Origin of the sequence: Novosphingobium taihuense, from assembly GCF_007830315.1 — a bacterium.
Classification (GTDB): Bacteria; Pseudomonadota; Alphaproteobacteria; order Sphingomonadales; family Sphingomonadaceae; genus Novosphingobium; species Novosphingobium taihuense.
Window position 1 is genome coordinate 109,524 of record NZ_VLKJ01000008.1, and the last position, 19,500, is coordinate 129,023.

Here is a 19,500-nt window from a genome sequence, read left to right on the forward strand (position 1 = left end):
GTCGCATGGCATTGACCGCATCCATCGACCGCGATCCCGCAGAGATCGAGGCACTCCTGCGCGACGACCTGACCCACGCGGATCAGGCGCTCATTCACATGGGCCCGATCCTCAGGCACCTCCTCCAGAACGATGACAGTTCGATCTTCAGCGACGAGGTGATCGCGCGCGTGCGCGGCATGCTCGCCGACATCGCCCGCCAACTCGTCCAGGCGCTGGGCGAGGCTGCCGGGCACGATGACGCCGCGAGCTGGGCGCGCGAGGCCGGGCCGGGCCTTGCCGCGATGCTCTCGGGCAATCAGGCGCTGCTCAATCACCTGCACATGCTCGCCGTCGAATGGCAATTGACCGAAAAACTTCAAGGCAGGCTCGGGCTCGATCCCGTGCTGACGCCGCTGGTGCAGGACCTTATCGCCTCGCCTGATCCCGACGTGGCCGCGCGCGGCATGAACCTGCTGGCGGCGCAGGCACGCTTCGGTCAGTCCTTGCGGCGGATGCAGATTCCGCTGGCAGAACTGCCGGGCGATCTGCACCATCTTTCGCTGATGACCATGCAGTCCTACATTGCCGAGGATCCGTCGGGGACGGCAGCGGCAGGCAGTGCCGAAGTGGCATTGCGCAAGGCCCGCTCGACCTCGGTTTCGCGGCTCGAACTGCTCGAACATCTGACCGGCCTTCTTTCCGCAGACCTCTCCCGCGTGCTCCAGATCGAGAACGCGGGCGTAGCGCTGTTCCTTTCGGCGCTGAGCTTCGGTGCAGGACTGTCGCGCGAGACGGCCATCATGTGCACGACCGAGAGCCAGCTTGCGCGCCTTGCGTTGTCGCTTTCGGCGTCGGGGGCCGGTCGCGACGCCATTATCGCCGCTTTTGTTGCGCTCCATCCCGAAGTCGCCCTGCCTGATGGGCTCGAGCGCCTCGAGCCCGACCGCGCCGCTGCGCTGCTCGCGCACTCGCTTGGCGGGCAGGCGCACTGACATGACGGCCGCGGGGCCGATTCTTGCCCGTTGCGATGGCTCGGACCGTCTTGTCGAGGCGGACGAGGCGCTTGCCGCGCTGCAGGTTCGGCTTGGCGGGGCGTTTCCCGGCGCGCTGGCCATGCCCAGCCTCCTGGCCCTCGTGCGTCGTTCGCGCACGGCGCGCCTACCGCTGTCTGGCAAGCTCACGATTGCCGACTCAGAGCAGCCCCTGTCCTTCCGTGCCCGTGCCACGCCCGAGGGGGAGGGCACGCGGATCGAGATCACCGAATGGCGCGTGTCCGCCGAGGCATGGGCCGGGCAGGATGGCGCGGGAACAGATCAGGCGCTGCTGCGCCAGCTGGCCGAGGCCCACGTCGTTCTCGATGCCGAACAGCGCGTCGTTTCAGGCATGGTCGAAGCAGCCGATCTCGGGGAGTTCGCCAACGCATTGCGCCAAGGCTTCGGCCGCTACTGGACCGATCTTGTCGAGATTGAAGGCAGCGCCCATAGGCAGCCATTGCACTGGCGGCTTCTCGATGGGGCACGGCTCAGGGTTCATGGCTCTGTGCGTGACTGGAAGGCCAGCGTCCTGCCGTTGCGCAGCGGTGGCTTCGAACTGCTTCTCGTTGCCGAGACGGTTCTTCCGACGGCTTCCCCTGCACAAGCTGAAACGGTCCCTGCCGCTGACAGGACGGTGCCGGACTGGAAAGGCCTGCTCGGTCGCAAGCTGGCTCCAGCGCTGCGCCAGCCGATCAACCGCATCATCGCCAATGCCGAGACGATCCGCACCCGGCTTGCGGGGCCGCTTTCGGAACAATACGTCGCCTACGCCGGGGACATCGCCGAAGCGGGGCGCCATCTCGCCTCGCTGGTTGAAGACCTTGCGGATCTTGAGACGGTAGAGGCCGATGGCTTCGCGCCCGAACCGGACCACATCGACCTTGCCGATTGCGCAAGGCGCGCGGCCGGCATCCTCGGCGTGCGCGCGCACGAGCGTGGCATCACCTTGGCGCTACCCTCGGCTGATGAGCAAGTGCCTGCTATCGGCGAGTTCCGCCGCGTGCTGCAAGTCCTGCTAAACCTGATAGGCAATGCGATCCGCTACACCCGCAGCGACACCACGGTCAGCGTCGATTGCGGCGTCGACGGCGCTCTCGCATGGATCTCGGTCAGCGACGAAGGTGACGGGATTGCGCCCGAACAGGCGGAGAAGGTGTTCGAAAAGTTCGAGCGCCTTGGCCGCAGCGGCGATGGCGGAAGCGGCCTCGGCCTCTACATCTCGCGCAGGCTGGCGCGGGCGATGGGTGGTGAACTTGTCGTCGGCAACGGAGCTGCAGGCGGAGCCCGCTTCGTGTTGTCATTGCCTGCGGACAATGCCGCACAGGCCAGCGCTACGGGTTAGCGCCCGCGTTTTCCGGCGCGCCACAGGGCAAGTACGCCGATCAGCATCAACCCTGCACCGATATAGGCCCACTGCGTCTGCGCGAGCATGAAGCTCGACGAAGGCCACATTATCAGCCCGAGGCCCTGGCCGACCCAGAGGCCGCCCATGAGCAGGGCGGCGATGCCGAAAATCCTGAGAATTGTCGTCATCGCCGCCGCTCCTTGTCTGGCTGATCTATCAGCGATCGCTCAGCGGCACGTAATCGCGCGCCGTCGGGCCGGTGTAGAGCTGGCGCGGCCATACGGTTTCTCTTGAGAAACCGGCATAACTGCAGGCGGCCGCGCCAATCATCTATCAGCGATCGCTCAGCGGCACGTAATCGCGTGCCGTCGGGCCGGTGTAGAGCTGGCGCGGACGCCCGATCTTCTGGCCTGGATCGCTGATCATTTCGTTCCACTGCGCGACCCAGCCCACGGTGCGGGCAAGAGCGAACAGAACGGTGAACATGGTGGTCGGGAAGCCGATCGCCGAGAGGATGATGCCCGAGTAGAAGTCCACGTTCGGGAACAGCTTCTTCTCCGCGAAGTAGGGATCGCTCAGCGCGATCTCTTCAAGGCGCAGCGCGGTTTCGAACAGCGGGTCCTGCACGTTGAGCGCGGCGAACACTTCGCGCACGGTTGACTGCATCACGGTCGCGCGCGGGTCGTAGTTCTTGTAGACGCGATGACCGAAGCCCATCAGGCGGAACGGATCGTTCTTGTCCTTGGCGCGATCGATGTAGTGCTGGATGCGATCGGGTGTGCCGATTTCCTTCAGCATGTTGAGCGCGGCTTCGTTCGCACCGCCATGCGCAGGACCCCACAGGCAGGCAATGCCGGCGGCGATGCAAGCAAACGGGTTCGCGCCCGAAGAGCCTGCCAGACGCACCGTCGAGGTCGAGGCGTTCTGCTCGTGGTCGGCATGAAGGATGAAGATGCGGTCCATCGCCTTTTCGACGGCGGGGATCACTTCATATTCCTCGGCCGGGACGCCGAAGGTCATCTTCAGGAAGTTGCCGGTGTAGGACAGCTTGTTGTCGGGATAGACGAAGGGCTGGCCGACCGAATACTTGTAGGCCATCGCAGCGATCGTCGGCATCTTGGCGATCAGGCGGTGCGAGCTGATCTTGCGGTGCGTCGGATCGGCAATGTCGGTGCTGTCATGGTAGAACGCCGAGAGCGCGCCGACGACGCCGCACATGATCGCCATCGGGTGCGCATCGCGACGGAACCCGCGATAGAACGTGGCGAGCTGCTCGTGCAGCATCGTGTGGCGGGTGATCGTGCGGCTGAAGTCCGCCAGTTCCTGGCTGCTCGGCAGTTCGCCGTTAAGCAGCAGGTAGCTCACTTCCATGAACGAGGAATGTTCGGCCAGCTGGCCGATCGGATAACCGCGGTGCAGCAGCACGCCTTCGTCACCGTCGATGTAGGTGATCGCGCTGTCGCAGCTCGCCGTCGAGGTGAAGCCCGGGTCATAGGTAAACATGCCCGTCTGGCCATAGAGCTTGCGGATGTCGATCACGTCCGGACCGATGGTGCCGCTCTTGATCGGCATGTCCACGCTGTTGCCGCCAGCGGTCAAAGAAGCCTGGTTTTCGCTCACGCCTAAGCCCTCCTGTTCTTGTCTGTTTACAGATGCCTGCCCCGGATCAGGCCGCCTGGTCGCGAATACGCGCCAGCGACTCGTCCTTGCCGAGCAGTGCCAATACGTCGAAAATTCCCGGCGAGGTAGTCTGTCCCGTCAGGCTCGCGCGCAACGGTTGGGCAATTTTGCCCAAGCCTATCCCAAGCTCCTCGGCCATTTGTTTCACCGTGGCCTCCAGATTCTCGGTTGTCCAGCCGTTTTCGGCCTCGAGCAGGGTCGCCACCCGGGCCAGAATTCCACGCGCATCGTCGGTCAGCAGCGCGGCGGCTTTCTCGGCCATCGGCAGGGGACGTTGCGCAAACAGGAACACCGCGCCGGCCGCCAGTTCGTTCAGGTCCGCAGCGCGCACCTTGAGCACCGGCATGGCGCGGGTCAGCAGATCAAGCCCTGCATCAGCCGAGAATCCAGACTCCAGCGTGGCGAGCTTTGGTGCGACAAGCCCCGCAAGCCGCGCATCGTCAGCCTCGCGGATATAATGCCCGTTGAGGTTCAACAGCTTCTTGATGTCGAAGCGCGAGGCGCCCTTGTTGACATCGCCGATGTCAAACCACTCGACCGCCTGATCTCGGCTGATGATCTCTTCATCCCCATGACCCCAGCCGAGCCGGAGCAGGTAGTTGAACACCGCTTCCGGCAGCAGGCCCATCTCGTCGCGGTAGGCATCGACGCCGAGCGCGCCGTGACGCTTTGACAGCTTCGCTCCGTCTGCTCCGTGGATCAGGGGAATGTGCGCATAGATCGGGTCGGGCCAGCCGCCCTCGACCGAATCCATCGCACGCACGATGACCAGTTGGCGGAAGGCATTGTTGATGTGGTCGTCACCACGGATGACGTGTGTCACGCCCATGTCGTGATCGTCGACCACCACCGCGAGCATATAGGTCGGCGTTCCGTCAGAGCGCAGGACGATGAAATCGTCGAGTTCGCTGTTCTGGACGGTGATCGAACCCTGCACACGGTCCGGAATCGTCGTCTCGCCCTCGCGCGGAGACTTCATCCGCACGACATAGGACTGATCCGCAGGCCATTGGTCGGGCGTTGCATCGCGCCATTCGCTGTCGATACGGAACGGGCGACGTTCGGCCTGGGCCTTCTCGCGGCGCGCAGCCAGTTCTTCCTGCGTCAGGTAGCAGCGATATGCGTGGCCGGAATCGAGCAGCTTGTGTGCAACTTCGGCATGGCGTGCCGAGCGGGCGAACTGGAACACCGGCTCCTCGTCACCGCCAAGGCCCAGCCAGTTGAGCCCGTCGAAGATCGCCTCGATCGCCGCATCGGTTGACCGCGCGCGGTCGGTATCCTCGATGCGCAGCAGGTACTTGCCGCCATTATGGCGCGCATAAAGCCAGTTGAACAACGCGGTGCGGGCGCCGCCGATGTGCAGGAAACCGGTGGGCGAGGGGGCAAAGCGGGTAACGACGCCCTTGGCGGCGGTCGATCCTGCAGAAACGGTGTCAGTGGCGCTTGCCATTGGCCGCGCTATCCTTCCTTTGAAATCCATGGCGTCTCCGGCGACAGTTGGGCCAGCGGCGGGCGATCCCGCCGCCGATCCGGTCGATTTACCGGGCCGACGCGCGCGGCATTGGGACATCCGCGCGCGATTGTCCAGCATGCTTGAGAGGGGAGCGGACGGGGCCGATGCATTCCTCGATGCCCGTCCATTTGAGCGCGGGCTCTGGTTGGTGGTCGCCTTCGCAGCAGGCATCGTCCTGTGGGTCAATCTGCCCGTCGCTGAGCTATGGATTACAGCCCTGCTGGTCTGCTCTGCGATGGCAATCCTGGCATTCCTCGCCATCGACGCAGTGCGCCATCCGCACTTGCGGCTCGCCGTCATCGGGCTGGCGATCATGATCGCGGCCGGATTGGCGACGATATGGACGCGCTCTACGCTGGTCGGACAACCGGGTATCGCTGCTCCTCGGGTCGTCATGCTTCAGGGCGAGGTGGTCGAGCGGCGCGAAGAACCCGCCAAGGCCCGCGCGCGGATCGTCCTCCAGACGCAAATGGCGGATTTCCCCGGCCCGGTCCGGGTCCGCGTCAACCTGCCATATGACAAGGACGCGCAAGGTCTGGTCGAGGGCGCGCAGGTCCGCATGCGGGCACGCCTCATGCCTCCCGCCGCGCCGATGCTTCCCGGAGCCTATGATTTTGCCCGCGCTGCTTGGTTCGATGGACTGGCCGCCACCGGCAGCGTGATCGGCGAGGTTCGCGTCCTCGTCCCCTCGCATCGTGGCGCAACGCTGCGAGGGCTGCAGAAGAGTCTTGCCGATCACGTTCGGGCCCGCCTCGGCGGATCGGCCGGGACAATTGCCGCAGCCTTCGCAAGCGGCGATCGCGGCGCCATTGCCGAGGCCGACGAAGACGCAATGCGCGATGCAGGCCTGACGCACCTGCTGTCGATCAGCGGCCTTCACGTCAGCGCTCTCGTCGGCGCCGTCTACTGGATCGTCGCTCGCCTGCTGGCGCTATTCCCATGGATCGCCCTGCGCATCCGCGTGCCGCTTGCAGCCGCCCTGACCGGTGCGCTTGCGGGCCTCGCCTACACCCTGCTGACCGGAGCAGAGGTACCGACGATCCGTTCCTGCATCGGGGCGATGCTGGTCCTTGCCGCACTGGCGCTCGGCCGCGATCCGCTGTCATTGCGGATGGTCGCAGTCGGTGGCCTCGTCGTGATGTTGTTCTGGCCCGAGGCTGTCCTTGGCCCCAGCTTCCAGATGAGCTTTGCCGCCGTGATCGCGATCATTGCCTTCCACTCGAGCGCACCAGTGAAGGCCTTCCTGACCGGTGAACATCACGGCCCGCTTGTGCGCATGGCGCGCAGCCTGACCCTCTTGCTGGTCACAGGCTTGGTGATCGAACTTGCCCTGATGCCGATTGGCCTGTTCCACTTCCACCGTGCGGGCGTCTACGGTTCACTCGCCAACGTCATCGCCATCCCACTGACCACCTTCGTCACCATGCCTCTGATCGGCATTGCCTTGCTGCTCGATCTTGCGGGCGCTGGCGCGCCGGTTTGGTGGCTTGTCGGCCAATCGCTGGACCTGCTTTTGGCGCTCGCGCACTTCGTTGCAGGGCAACCTGGCGCCGTCACCATGCTTCCACCGGTTGCGCCCTGGAGCTTTGTGCTCTTCGTTTCCGGCATGCTCTGGCTTGCGTTGTGGACGGGACGCGTCAGATTGTGGGGCCTGGTTCCGGTGAGTTGCGCCCTCACAGCCATGGTCCTGACGCCGACGCCGGACATTCTCGTGACCGGCGATGGCCACCACGTCGGCATTACTGGCGAAGGCGACAACCTTATCGTCCTGCGCATGGGGCGCGGCGACTACATGCGCGACAACCTGCTCGAGCTTGCGGGTATGGAAGGCGAGTTGCGCCCGCTTGACGCATGGCGCAGAGCAACATGCAACGACGACTTTTGCGTGGCCCGATTGCAGCGAAGCGGACGGCGCTTCACCGTCCTGATCGCGCGCAGCCGCAACTACATCGACGACATGGCCCTTTCCGCAGCCTGTGAACGCGCTGACATCGTCATCGCCGACCGCCGCCTGCCGTTCTCCTGCCGACCAAGGATGCTCAAGGCCGACCGGACTTACCTTGCATCGACTGGCGGCCTGTCGATCAACCTTTCCAGTGGCCACATTCGCACCGTGGCCGAAACGCAAGGACATCAAGGCTGGTACCGTTGGCCCACGCCACGTCTCCGCCAGAACGAGCAGCCAGCAACGTCTGCTTCCCAAGCACCGAGGCCTGTCGTCGATCGATCGACAGGCCTCGGCTCATCACCTTACGGCAGGACCCAGCGTACCGAACCGCTATAGCTGCCGGTTGTCGGCATGCCATCGCCGCCAAGGGCGGGGATGAAGCGGGCGCGCGCGCTGACCTTGGCGCAGGTTGCCGCATCAAGATCTGCCGAACCGCTCGATCCGGTGATCTCGCAGTTCGTGACCCTGCCGTCAGCCCCAATGGACAGGCGGAACCGCGTCAGTCCTTCGCGCTCCTCGCGGATTGCGGCGCTGGGATAGTCGCGGTCCGATACCCACGATCCCGGCGAGCCCTTTGGCGCCGCCGAACGCGTCGCAAAGCTGGCCGAGGGCGAGGGTTTCACTTCGGGCGGCGTGAGTGGTCCGAAGTCGGCAGGTGCAATCGGTGTAATGTCGGTCGGAAGAATGCCGACTCCGGGATCTACCGGGCCTAGCGAGATGTCGGGTTTGGGCGCCACCAGCGGGCGGGTCTCGGGCTTGATAGCAGGCTTGATATCCGGGGGTGGCGCGATTGGCGTCACCTTGACCTCCTCATCCTTCCACTGCTGTGCAACGAACCGGTCCTTCAGGACATGGACCACGCCGCTCGCAAAGCCCGATGCGATGGCCCAGATCGCCACCCCGTGGAGCAGGCCCACCGCGATGAAGGTCTGCGTCTGCCGGCGTCTCGTATTTTCAACTGCATATGCCATTGGCAACACCTCTTCCGTTGCCGACGCCCCATCTGATGGCAGGCCGTCCCGGAAGGGGCGCCCCGTGTGGGGCATTCGGTAACAATGGAAACTACACCCGGAACGAGGTGCGTGCCAGAAGAATCTCAACCAAAACGATTGATATTTGGCATAGCGGATTTTCAGGACGAGAAAAAGCCGCTCACAGGGTGACCTGTGAACGGCTTTTCGATTTCGAAATCAGCAGCCTGCCGCGCTATTGCGGCAAACCCACCTCACTCAGTGATAACGCCGCAGCAGCCCTGCCAGCTTGCCCTGTACGGCCACTTCGTCAGGCCGATAGAACTGCGGGTCATAGGCCGAATTGGCCGGATCGAGCCGGATCATGCCCTTTTCCCGGTGCAGATACTTCAGCGTCGCTTCCTCACCCCGCACCAACGCCACGACAATCTCGCCGTCGCGCGCGATGTCGGTCTTGCGGACCAGCGCATAGTCACCATCGAAGATTCCGGCCTCGACCATCGAGTCCCCCGAAACCTCGAGCGCATAGTGCTCACCTGCGCCAAGCAGTGCGGCGGGGACGGGCAGTGTGGCGGTGGTTTCCAAGGCTTCGATCGGCACACCCGCAGCGATCTTCCCGTGAAGGGGCAGTTCGATCACGTCGTTCGCCGGTGCAGGGGCGACCTTTGCCGCATGGCGCAGCGGCGTGACGACCGCGCTTGCTGCTGCCGGTTCGCGCGCCGGGGCAGGCTTGCTCACCGCACTGTCAGGCTGGCGGATAACTTCGAGCGCGCGAGCGCGATTGGGCAGTCGGCGGATGAAGCCGCGTTCCTCAAGCGCCGAGATCAGGCGATGGACGCCGGACTTGGACTTGAGATCGAGCGCCTCCTTCATTTCCTCGAACGAGGGGGAAATGCCGGATTCCTCCAGACGGACCTGGATGAATGAGAGCAGTTCATGCTGCTTGCGCGTCAACATTGGCGGTTCTCCGCAGGTGAACGAATGCGGAACGGATAAGCAACCAAATACGACTCGTCAAGCAATTCCGCCATTTTCGAGCAGGTAAACCGGAACATCCGTTCCTGCGGCTTTCGGTGGCGCTCCCGCCTCGCGCACGACCAGCGCATTGGCGCGCGAGAGCGGCGAAAGTGCGCCCGAATCCTGCAGCGCGTCGAGGCTGACGCTTGCTCCGTCCCACCGCGCCCGCAAGAACTCCATGCGGCTTCCCCCAGCAGACATTGGTGTTGCCAGCCGCGAGTGGATTGCGCGCGGCAGAGGATCGCGCGCGCCTAGCCCAGCGCGCAGCAGCGGCAACATGAACAGGAACGCGGTGACAAAGGCCGAGGCGGGATTGCCGGGCAGGCCGAGAATCATCTGCGACCCCCGTGTCGCCACCAGCAGGGGCTTTCCGGGCTTGATACCCACGCGCCAGAAATCGATCGATGCGCCCACCGCCTCAAGCGCCGGACGCACAAGATCGTGATCCCCGACCGACGCCCCGCCACTGGTGACGATCACATCAGCCTCGGCAGCGGTGTCGAATGCCCCGGCCAAGGCATCGAGATTGTCGGCTACCGGACCTGCGTGGCAGATGTCGACAGGCAGCCCCGCCGCCATCGCACAGAGCATCGGGCCGTTGCTCGCAGGCAATTGGTGCAGAGCGGGCAGGCACCCCGGCGCGACCAGTTCGTCGCCGCTGTCGATCACGGTCAGGCGCAGGCTGCGGCGAACCGGCAGGTGGGCATGACCCCCGGCGATGGCGAGCGCGATCTGCGCCGGGCCGATGCGCAGCCCCTTCTCGATCAGTACGGCCTGCTCGGCAAAGTCCATGCCTGCCGGGCGGACATGGCGAATGGGCGGGGCGGGCGGCTCACCTGTGAGCCTGAGTATTTCGCCTTCGCGCTCGGTATCTTCCTGCAGCAGCACCATGTCTGCACCTTCCGGCACGACTGCGCCGGTGCTGATCCGCACGGCTTCGCCCGAGCCCACCACACCGCCAAACGGATGCCCCGCAGCACTCTCCCCGATCACGCGCCATGGCCCCGGAAGCTCGGCACTGCGCAAGGCATAGCCATCCATCGCCGAGACTGGCGCGGCAGGCTGTGTACGCCGCGCGATGATCGGGCTGGCGAGATAGTGGCCAAGGCATTCGATGACGGCCCTGTGCTCCACCGCCAGCGATGGCGCGAGTGCAAGCAAGCGCGTCTGCGCTTCGGCGAGGGGGAGGGGCGGAGTCTTCATGTGCTTGTGCTCATTCGTCCGCACGCCAGGTGCCAGACTTGCCCCCGCGTTTCTCGATCAGCCTTACCGCTTCGATGACCATGCCCTTGTCGAGCGCCTTGGCCATGTCGTAGATCGTCAGCAGGGCGAGGCTGACGGCGGTCAGCGCTTCCATTTCCACCCCGGTTCGCCCGGTAAGCGAGGCCGATGCAGTGCATTCGATGCCGCCCTCGATCAGCGCGAAGTCTACGTTCACCGCATCGAGCGCGAGGGGATGGCACAGCGGTATGAGATCGCCGGTCTTCTTGGCCGCCATGATCCCGGCGATGCGGGCAGGGCCGAGCACGTCTCCTTTGGGCGCATTGCCGGTGCGGATCGCTTCGAGCGTGGCACCGCACATCCGGATGAAACCGCGGGCGATGGCGACGCGATGTGTATCGGCCTTGCCACCGACATCGACCATTCGCGCGGTACCGGCCGAATCGATATGCGTCAGGTCGTTCATCTTCATCCTCTGAAATCTGAACAGGGGTTTACGGGGTTTACACTGTCCTGAGAGAAAACCGTAAGGCCCCTTTTCGGGTGCGGCAATGGCTTGGAAAAGCGCTGATTTCAAGGAGCAGGAGGCTAAGACTGCTCATGCGCAGACCGTGGCACAAACAGGCGGTGTAGGACAGCGAAACGGTCCATTTTGGCTGTATGTTGGGAAATCGTTAGTCTTGGAGCGCGATAGTCCGGGTCATGACTGCAAGCGACGCTCCACGCCGTATCGCACTACTTGTCGATGCGGAGAACATGTCTCCTGAATGCATGCGACAGGTCTTGCCCCAGGTGTTCAAGCTGGGTCGACCGGTGATCCAATACGCATTTGGTGATTTCAGCAATCCGGTTGCCAAGCCTTGGGTCGAGTTTCTCCGGCGCAATGTGATTGAGGCCAAGCAGGTCACCGCCGCGAAATCGGGCAAGAATGCCGCGGACGTCGCACTTGTCGTCGAGGCGATGCAGCTTGCCCTTCGAGGCAGGTGCGATGCCTTGTGCATCGTATCGAGCGACCGTGACTTTGTCGCGCTGACGACATTCCTGAAAGCCGAGGGGATTGATGCCTACGGCTTTGGAAAAGCCTCGACTGGCAGCAAGTATCGTCAATCATGCGCCAAGTTTTTCGAAGTGTCGTATCCGCCCAAAGCACAACCGACGAATCCCGAACTTTCGTCGAAGACGGAACTGCCTACGGCCGCATCCACAACCGCAAGGCAAACACTGAACCTGCCGGTCATCATGCAGGAGGTTGCACGGCTTGCCGACAAGAGCGGTTGGACGAGCTTGCAGGCCCTTGGCTGCGCGCTCGGAAAGCGCGGGATTCGCGCCATAGACAATGGCGCCAAAATCTGGGCTCAAGTGTTCAGCGGGCTCGAAGGCTTCGAGACGAGCAAGGACGAAAAGGGGCGACGTAGCGTCCGTATCGTGGCGCGCGACAGGGGCGCGGCCTGACGTCCGTCAGCCGATGAGCAACGCCCGCGTCGCAGCCTCCACGTCCGCCTGGCGCATCAGCGCCTCACCCACAAGGAACGTGCGTGCACCGCAGTGCTCCAAACGGAGCAGGTCCGTGTGCGTATTGATCCCGCTTTCGGCGACCAGCAGCGTGCCTTCGGGAGCCAGCGGGGCGAGGCGTTCCGTGGTGCCGAGATCGGTGACGAAGCGCTTCAGGTCGCGGTTGTTCACCCCGATAAGGCGTGACTTCAGGCGGCTTGCGCGCTCCATTTCCTCTTCGTTGTGGACTTCGACCAGCGCGTCCATGCCCTGTTCGCGGGCGGCGGCTTCGATCTCGGCCATCTGGCTGTCCGAAAGGCAGGCGGCGATGATCAGGATGGCATCGGCCCCGATGGCGCGCGCCTCGAGGCACTGCCACGGATCGACCATGAAGTCCTTGCGGATCACCGGCAGGGTGCAGGCCGCGCGGGCTTCGATCAGAAAGTCCTCATGACCCTGAAAATAGGGCGCGTCGGTCAGCACCGAAAGGCATGCCGCGCCCCCGGCCTGATAGGCGCGAGCGTGGTCTGCGGGTGCGAAATCGGCACGGATCAGGCCCTTTGAGGGGCTAGCCTTCTTGATCTCGGCGATCAGGGCATAGCCGGTCTTCGCCTTGGCTCGCAGCGCCGCCTCGAACCCGCGCGGGGCGCTCTGCCCGGCGGCGCGCGCGGCGAGTTCGCTGATGGTCACAGCGGCCTTGCGGGCAGCGACTTCTATGCGCTTGGTGTCGCAGATCTCGGTGAGCTTGTCGGTCATGGCGGGGCGTGCCTTAGCGAGGTTGGACCTGTTGGGGCAAGTATGTCCTTTGACATGCCCGCATTGGCGCAGGAAGCCTACTTCAGCGCCGCGATCCAGCAGTTCAGCAAAGCATTGGCGAGGCCCTTGTCGAGCGCTTCGGCGGCTTCCTCAATGCCCTCGTGCCAGTCGCCCGCCTCGCCCGCGACGATCAGCGCAGCGGCGGCGTTGAACAGGACGGCATCGCGGTAGGGTCCTTCTGCGCCTTGCAGCAAGGCCCGCAGCGCTGCGGCATTGAAGGCCGCGTCACCGCCACGAATGGCGTCGACCGGGGCTTGTGGCAGACCGACATCGGCAGGAGAGATCCGGCGCATCAGGACTTCCCCCCCGCGCACTTCGGCCAGCTCGTTGCCGCCGGCAAGGCTCAGTTCGTCAAGTCCCTCGTCGCCCGAGATGACCATGCTGTGATCGGTGCCAAGGCGGCGGATCGCTTCAGCGTAGATCGGAACATAGGCGGGGCGCGCGATGCCGACGAGCTGGCGGCGCACGCCAGCCGGATTGGCCAGCGGACCCATCAGATTGAAAATCGTGCGGCGGCCCAAGGCCTTCCGGATCGGCATGATGCGCCCCATCGACGGGTGATGGCGCGCGGCAAAGAGGAAGCAGATGCCGAGATCGTTCAGCGTCTCTTCGGCAGTTTCCACCGCGCGGTCGAGGTTCAGCCCGAGCGCTTCCAGCGTATCGGCCGCGCCTGCCTTCGAACTCGCCGCGCGATTGCCGTGCTTTGCAACAGGGACGCCACAGGCGGCCACGACGAGGCTGACCGCGGTCGAGACGTTGAGTGTGTGGTGCCCGTCTCCGCCGGTGCCGCAGACGTCGATGGCGTTGTTAGGCGCGCTGACCGGGATCATGCGGGCACGCATCGCCCGCGCTGCGCCTGCGATCTCGCTCGCGGTCTCACCTCGCTCGGACAGCGCGACGAGGAACTGCCCGACGGCCTCGTCCGAGACGGTGCCGTCGAGGATTGCCGCGAATGCCGCTTCTGCTTCGGCTTCCTCCAGCGGATGGGTGACGTCAGGCAGGCTCATGCCGGAAGCGGATTGGTCTTGATGCCGCAGAGCTTGAGGAAGTTTGCGACCATCGCGTGCCCGTGCTCGGTGGCGATGCTTTCCGGGTGGAACTGCACGCCGTGGATCGGCAGCGAGGTGTGGCGGAAGCCCATGACGTGGGTGTCGTCCGACTGCGCGTTGACTGCGAGGCAATCGGGAATGTCGGTGACGATCAGAGAGTGATAGCGCGTGGCGATGAACGGCGAGGGCAGACCCTCGAATACGCCGGTGCCATCATGCGTGACCGGCGAGGTCTTCCCATGCATCAACCCACCGCGCACGACCTTGCCGCCGAAATACTGCCCGATCGACTGGTGGCCAAGGCACACGCCGAGCAACGGCACCTTCGCATCCGCCGCCGCGCCGACCAGATCGAGGCTCACCCCCGCTTCGTTAGGCGTGCAGGGACCGGGCGAAAGCAGAAACCCCTGCGCCCCGGTCCTGATCGCCTGTTCGGCGGTGAGCGCATCATTGCGCACGACTTCAACCTCGGCACCCATTTCCATCAGGTAGTGGACGAGGTTCCAGGTGAAGCTGTCGTAGTTGTCGATGACGAGGATCATTGGGCGCGCTTTTCGTAAGCCATGAAGCGGCATTCTGCGAAGGGAGGCTGGATGACATGCGAGCGCCAATCCTGCGGAAAGCCTTCCAACAATTCGATTTGCGCGACGACGTCGTTCCAGTTCGGCATTTCTTCATGGAACCAGAGCGTTTGCCCAGAAGCCATTAGGATTTCACAGCAAATGAGGTCAGTGGTGAGTTCGTCACGCTTGTAGAAAACGACATGCTGTATGACTGCCATTTCGAGCGGCAAACCAGTACTCACTGCCCATATCCCGGCTCACTCGCCACCCGCACCGCCTCGCGCGCCGCCGCAAAGAGCGCGCCTGACTTCAGTTCGCACTCGCGTTGTTCGTATTCGGGGTTGCTGTCTGCCACGATCCCCGCGCCTGCCTGTGCATGGAGGACGCCGTCCTTGACCACGCCGGTGCGCAGGACGATGCAGCTGTCGACCGAGCCGTCGGGGGCGAAGTAGCCGACGCCACCGGCATAGGCTCCGCGCGTTTCGGGTTCGAGTTCGGCGATGATCTCGCAGGCGCGGACCTTAGGCGCGCCGCTGACAGTGCCTGCGGGGAAGCCTGCGAACAGGGCGTCGACGCTGTCGGCACGGTTAGTATCCAGTTGGCCGACCACGTTCGAGACGATGTGCATCACGTGGCTGTAGCGCTCGACGGTGTAGCTCTCGGTGACCTTGACCGTACCCGCCTTGGCCACGCGGCCCACATCGTTGCGGCCGAGGTCGAGCAGCATCAGGTGTTCGGCGCGTTCCTTGGGATCGTCGAGCAGGCTGAGTTCGTTGGCGCGGTCTTCTTCCGGAGTCTTGCCGCGTGGTCGGGTGCCTGCAATCGGGCGGATCGTCACTTCGCCATCGCGGATGCGGACGAGGATCTCCGGGCTCGATCCGGTCAGCGCGAAGCCTGGCATGTCGAGGAAATAGAGAAACGGCGAGGGGTTGATGCGGCGCAGAGCGCGGTAGAGCGCGATGGGCGGCAGCGGGAAGGGCGCGGTGAAGCGCTGGGCGAGCACGACCTGGAAGATGTCGCCCGCCTCGATGTAGTCCTTCGCGCGGCCAACCATGCGCGCATAGTTCAAGGCGGTCATCACCGGCTGCGGCGTGACGTCCACGGTTTCGGCAAGGCGCTCCTCGGCAGGCACCGGATCGGCCAGCTTGCGCAAGGCGCTGTCGATGCGTTCGGCGGCAACCTCGATCAGGCGCTCAGGCTCCCCACCCTCGGCCCAGACCGGGGCGATGGCGAACAGTTCGTCGGAAAGGCGGTCGAACACCAGCACCACTGTCGGCCGAGTGAACAGCATGTCTGGCAGGACGAGGTCGCTCTGCGCTGCGCGCGGCAGCTTTTCGACAAGACCGATGGTCTCGTATCCGAAGTAGCCAACAAGGCATGCGAGTGCGGATGGCAGCTCGGCAGGCACTTCAATGCGACAGGCCTCGACCAGCGCGCGCAGTTCGGCGAGGGCATTGCCGGGAAGCGGGGCGAAGGCAGCGGCATCGTGCCGCCAGATGCGGTTGATCTCGGCCTTGTCCCCGGTTGCGCGGAACACGAGATCGGGATCGAGGCCGAGCAGGCTGTAGCGCCCGCGCACTTCGCCGCCCTGCACGGATTCGAGCAGGAAATCGCCGCGCCCTGATTCCATCAGCTTGAGCGCTGCGCCGACCGGGGTTTCGGTATCGACGATCAGCTTGCGCCAGATCAGCGCAGGGCGTCCGGCGGCAAGCTGCGCGAGCGCTGCCTGATGGTTTTCGGGCAGGTTGGTAGAAGGTACGGCTAGCACGGTGGTCATCGCTTTACTGCGCGTTGGCGCCGGTCAGCTGGTCGCGCACCGCCTTGATGCCGGCCTCGTTACGCTCGACGCCGACATCGTTGCGGATGGCAATGCGCAGCTGGTCGGCAAGTTCTCCGCCTGCATCCTGCGCGAACGAGGCTGTGGCCTGCTTGAAGATCGCGTCGTTGCGTTCGACCTTGCCGAGCACGATTTCCTTCAGCGAAACAACGTACCAGCCGCCATTGTTCGGGCCTTCGAGCGGCTTGTTGCTGCCCTTGGCCATCGCGAACATCAGTGCCAGCGGCGCAGGCACCTTGCCCTGCATCTGGGTCAGCGCCTGACGCGGCAGATCGACAGGCTGCGGCGCAGGCAGGGCAACGCCAGCCAGCTTCATCGCCTCGGCCAGCGGTGTGCCCTTGTTCAACGCAGCGAGGATCTTGTCAGTGGCAGCCTTGGCCTTGGCCGAACCCTGCTGCACCGCCCAGTCGCGGGCGACAGCACCCTTGATCAGGTCGAGCGGGGCAGGCGTTGCGGCCGTCAGCTGGCCGACGTCATAGATGGCGAACTTCTCGCCCGGCTTGATCTCGGCCAGTTGAGCCTCGCCCTCGCGCTCCATCGCGAACGCGGCCTGCACCAGCGGCGCGATATCGGCCGAGGCCTTCTCGCCCTGCTTGCCGAACACGCTGCCATCGGCGGTGAGGGCAGGTGTCGACGCGATGGTGAGGTTCAGCGTCTTGGCAATGTCGGCAAGACCGGTGCCGTTGTCGATTTCCTGCTCGACCTGAGCGGCAAGGTCAGAAAGCGCGGCGCGGCGCTTTTCCAGCGTGATTGCGGCGACGATCTCGGGGCGGGCCTGATCGAGCGTCTTGCCCGGATTGCGCTTGATCGCGTCCACTTTGACCACGTGCCAGCCAAGGCCGGACTTGGCTGGTGCTGCCAGCGTGCCCGAGGCAGCAGCAAAGGCCGCGTCGGCAACCGCGCGCGAAGTCTGGTTGGTCAGTGTGTCGCGGGTCTGGTCGGCCAGCTTGCTGGCGACGAGGCCCTTCGTACGGGCGGCATTGTCGAGCGAGCCCGTGGCGCCGACTTCGCTGGCAAGCGCCTTGGCAGCGGCTTCGGTCGGTACGATGACCTGGGTCACCGAGCGCTGCTCCGAAGGCGCATAGATTGCGGTGTTGAGCTTGTAGCGCTGCGCGATCTCCGCCTCGGTCGGGGCCGGAACCGTCTTCAGGCTGGCCTCGTCGACAATTGCATAGCGGATCGTGCGGCGCTCGGGCTGCATGTAGCGGCGCTTGTTGGCGTTGTAGTACGCAGTCAGCGTCGCGGCGTCGGGCGGCGATGCGGGCGCGAAGGCAAGCGAGGGCACCGAAACGATCGTGCCGATCCGCTTTTCGGTGAGAAGCGCGGCGTAGCGCTGCACCGCTTCGTCAGCCATCTGTGCGCCAAACGCTGCAGGCAGCAGCAACTGGCGCGCGATCAGGCCCTGGCCGATGTCCTTGCGGACCTGCTTGTCGGTAAGTCCGCGCTGGGCGAGCAACTGTTCGTAGGCCGACTGGCTGAACTTGCCGTCAGGCCCCTGGAATGCAGGGATCTTGACGATCTCGCTGTCGATCAGCCGATCGCCTGCCACCACGCCGTGCTTGCGCGCCCACTCGGCCATGGCGAGGCGATCGGTCAGGCCGGTAAGGACGGTTTCCATGCCGCCTGCGGCCAGAAAGTCCTTCATCGTCATGCCGGGTTGCTTCTGCCGCTCCTGCTCGAAGGCATTGGTCAGCGCCTTGCCCAGTTCGGACGTATCGACACGAGCCGAGCCGACCTTGGCTGCGCGGTCGCCACCGGCTACGCCGCCAAAGCCGCTACCGGTCACGTCGGCACTGGCAAAAGCAAGCGCGATCAGGCCAAGAAACACAAGTGCAACGGCAACGCCGATGCGGGACTTCAGGAACGAGCGGAAAAATCCGAGCATTTGCGGGTGTTCGTCTCTTGTCTGGGCGCTGGGCGCCCGCTGGGTCGATTTTGCTGTGCCTTAGGAGCCAAACGCGTTTCCCGCAATGGTCGCGTCGCGCCGCACCGACGGAATGTGTGCGAACGCACCTCGGTGTTTCCCGGGTTATGCGATCAGGTGTTTTGCAGAATCGGCCCGGGTTTGATAGCGGCGGCTCGACTCATGTCTGGCACGGCTGACCGGTCGTGTCGTAAATATCGATTGCATCAGGCAATTCCGGTGCATCAGGGAATACTCAGGGGAACTGGCCGAACATGCCGCATCGTCCTTACATCGTGGGCAACTGGAAGATGAACGGGAGCCGCGCCATGCTGGCCGAGGCGCGCGCGATCGACCGCGCTGCCGGACGCTATCCGGACGTGCAGGTTGCGCTCGCGCCGCCGTTCACCCTGATTGGTGCCCTGCGCGAAGCAGTGAGCGCGATGGGTGTTGGCGGACAGGATTGCCACGTTGCGGCAAAGGGCGCCCACACCGGTGATGTCTCCGCACCGATGCTGGTCGATACCGGCGCGGATTTCGTGATCGTCGGCCATAGCGAACGCCGCAAGGACCATGGCGAAGGCGATGCCGTAGTCAAGGCCAAGGCCGAAGCGGCACTGGCCGCAGGCCTTGGCATCATCGTCTGCGTCGGCGAAACGCTCGACGAACGCGATGCCGGGAAGGCAGAAGCGGTCGTGTCCGGGCAGGTCGATGGCTCGATGCCTGAAGGCGAAGCGGCAAACGAAGCCGTGGCTGCAGGCAAGGTCGCCGTGGCCTATGAACCGGTCTGGGCGATCGGCACCGGTCGCGTGGCCGAAGTGCCCGATGTCATCGCGATGCACGCTGCCATCCGGGCCCGCTTGCTGGCGCTCTATGGCGATGCCGGTGCCAAGGTCCGCATTCTCTATGGTGGCTCGGTCAACGCTGGAAACGCTGCGGAACTGCTTGCGGCACCAGGCGTGAGCGGTGCTCTCGTCGGCGGCGCGAGCCTGACCGCTGAGGCCTTCCTGCCGATCGTGGCGGCAGCCGGTTCGGGCGAAGCCTGACCGCTTCAGGTCGTCACTGCCATCCTGCGGGTTGCGCCAAGGCGCATGCGCGCCTACATGGCCGGAGTTCCTGCGCGGCTTCGC

The 19,500-nt window shown here is 64.6% G+C and carries 18 protein-coding genes; 5 read left to right on the forward strand and 13 right to left on the reverse strand.

What is annotated here, in order from left to right; translation table 11 throughout:
• The first annotated feature begins 5 nt into the window (after positions 1-5).
• A complete protein-coding gene (locus IQ25_RS15700; protein WP_144907221.1) occupies positions 6-974 on the forward strand; it encodes a hypothetical protein in 969 nt (322 codons plus the stop codon).
• A gap of 1 nt (position 975) precedes the next feature.
• Positions 976-2,358 (forward strand): sensor histidine kinase, encoded by a 1,383-nt coding sequence (locus IQ25_RS15705; protein ID WP_144907222.1) that lies wholly within the window; start codon positions 976-978, stop codon positions 2,356-2,358.
• Here the strand turns inward: IQ25_RS15705 and IQ25_RS15710 are convergent.
• The 3 genes from IQ25_RS15710 to gltX all read right to left on the reverse strand — a co-directional run bounded on the left by IQ25_RS15710 (position 2,355) and on the right by gltX (position 5,491).
• Positions 2,355-2,549, reverse strand: a complete 195-nt coding sequence (locus IQ25_RS15710; RefSeq protein ID WP_144907223.1) for a hypothetical protein — start codon at positions 2,547-2,549, stop codon at positions 2,355-2,357. The two genes, IQ25_RS15705 and IQ25_RS15710, sit on opposite strands and share 4 nt — an antisense overlap.
• Positions 2,550-2,694: 145 nt before the next feature.
• Complete coding sequence (locus tag IQ25_RS15715; protein ID WP_144907224.1) at positions 2,695-3,981, reverse strand: citrate synthase; 1,287 nt, start codon at positions 3,979-3,981, stop codon at positions 2,695-2,697.
• A gap of 46 nt (positions 3,982-4,027) precedes the next feature.
• The gene (gene gltX / locus IQ25_RS15720) at positions 4,028-5,491 is read right to left on the reverse strand and encodes a glutamate--tRNA ligase (RefSeq protein ID WP_144907225.1); all 1,464 of its coding nucleotides are present in this window, start codon (positions 5,489-5,491) and stop codon (positions 4,028-4,030) included.
• A gap of 28 nt (positions 5,492-5,519) precedes the next feature.
• Between gltX and IQ25_RS15725 the strand changes: the two genes are divergently transcribed.
• Positions 5,520-7,838, forward strand: coding sequence for a ComEC/Rec2 family competence protein (locus tag IQ25_RS15725; RefSeq protein WP_144907226.1), 2,319 nt, complete (start codon positions 5,520-5,522; stop codon positions 7,836-7,838).
• Here the strand turns inward: IQ25_RS15725 and IQ25_RS15730 are convergent.
• From IQ25_RS15730 to moaC, 4 genes are all read right to left on the reverse strand, one after another.
• Positions 7,805-8,473: an energy transducer TonB gene (locus tag IQ25_RS15730; RefSeq protein WP_158637764.1), complete on the reverse strand. Its 669-nt coding sequence runs from the start codon at positions 8,471-8,473 to the stop codon at positions 7,805-7,807. The two genes, IQ25_RS15725 and IQ25_RS15730, sit on opposite strands and share 34 nt — an antisense overlap.
• Before the next feature lie 258 nt (positions 8,474-8,731).
• Positions 8,732-9,430: a transcriptional repressor LexA gene (gene lexA / locus IQ25_RS15735; RefSeq protein ID WP_144907228.1), complete on the reverse strand. Its 699-nt coding sequence runs from the start codon at positions 9,428-9,430 to the stop codon at positions 8,732-8,734.
• Between the two features lie 57 nt (positions 9,431-9,487).
• Positions 9,488-10,693 (reverse strand): molybdopterin molybdotransferase MoeA, encoded by a 1,206-nt coding sequence (locus IQ25_RS15740; RefSeq protein WP_144907229.1) that lies wholly within the window; start codon positions 10,691-10,693, stop codon positions 9,488-9,490.
• A gap of 10 nt (positions 10,694-10,703) precedes the next feature.
• Positions 10,704-11,177, reverse strand: a complete 474-nt coding sequence (gene moaC / locus IQ25_RS15745) for a cyclic pyranopterin monophosphate synthase MoaC (protein WP_144907230.1) — start codon at positions 11,175-11,177, stop codon at positions 10,704-10,706.
• A gap of 236 nt (positions 11,178-11,413) precedes the next feature.
• Here moaC and IQ25_RS15750 point away from each other — a divergent pair, with 236 nt between their 5' ends.
• On the forward strand, positions 11,414-12,163 hold the full coding sequence (locus IQ25_RS15750) for an NYN domain-containing protein (protein ID WP_144907231.1): 750 nt from the start codon (positions 11,414-11,416) through the stop codon (positions 12,161-12,163).
• A gap of 6 nt (positions 12,164-12,169) precedes the next feature.
• On the opposite strand, the gene trpC is transcribed toward IQ25_RS15750, so the two are convergent.
• The 6 genes from trpC to IQ25_RS15780 form a co-directional block, all read right to left on the reverse strand.
• The gene (gene trpC, locus IQ25_RS15755; RefSeq protein ID WP_144907232.1) at positions 12,170-12,958 is read right to left on the reverse strand and encodes an indole-3-glycerol phosphate synthase TrpC; all 789 of its coding nucleotides are present in this window, start codon (positions 12,956-12,958) and stop codon (positions 12,170-12,172) included.
• Positions 12,959-13,035: 77 nt separating this feature from the next.
• Positions 13,036-14,025 (reverse strand): anthranilate phosphoribosyltransferase, encoded by a 990-nt coding sequence (gene trpD, locus IQ25_RS15760; RefSeq protein WP_144907233.1) that lies wholly within the window; start codon positions 14,023-14,025, stop codon positions 13,036-13,038.
• A complete protein-coding gene (locus IQ25_RS15765; RefSeq protein WP_144907234.1) occupies positions 14,022-14,609 on the reverse strand; it encodes an anthranilate synthase component II in 588 nt (195 codons plus the stop codon). The genes trpD and IQ25_RS15765 overlap by 4 nt, the downstream gene beginning before the upstream one ends.
• Entirely contained in the window at positions 14,606-14,872 is a 267-nt protein-coding gene (locus IQ25_RS15770) for a hypothetical protein (protein WP_144907235.1), read from the reverse strand. The genes IQ25_RS15765 and IQ25_RS15770 overlap by 4 nt, the downstream gene beginning before the upstream one ends.
• Positions 14,869-16,407 (reverse strand): anthranilate synthase component I family protein, encoded by a 1,539-nt coding sequence (locus IQ25_RS15775; protein ID WP_144907236.1) that lies wholly within the window; start codon positions 16,405-16,407, stop codon positions 14,869-14,871. Before IQ25_RS15775 ends, IQ25_RS15770 begins: the two co-directional genes overlap by 4 nt.
• Before the next feature lie 4 nt (positions 16,408-16,411).
• Complete coding sequence (locus IQ25_RS15780) at positions 16,412-18,352, reverse strand: peptidylprolyl isomerase (protein WP_144907237.1); 1,941 nt, start codon at positions 18,350-18,352, stop codon at positions 16,412-16,414.
• A gap of 293 nt (positions 18,353-18,645) precedes the next feature.
• On the opposite strand from IQ25_RS15780, the gene tpiA reads away from it, so the two are divergent.
• A complete protein-coding gene (tpiA, locus tag IQ25_RS15785) occupies positions 18,646-19,416 on the forward strand; it encodes a triose-phosphate isomerase (RefSeq protein ID WP_144907238.1) in 771 nt (256 codons plus the stop codon).
• Positions 19,417-19,500: the final 84 nt, after the last annotated feature.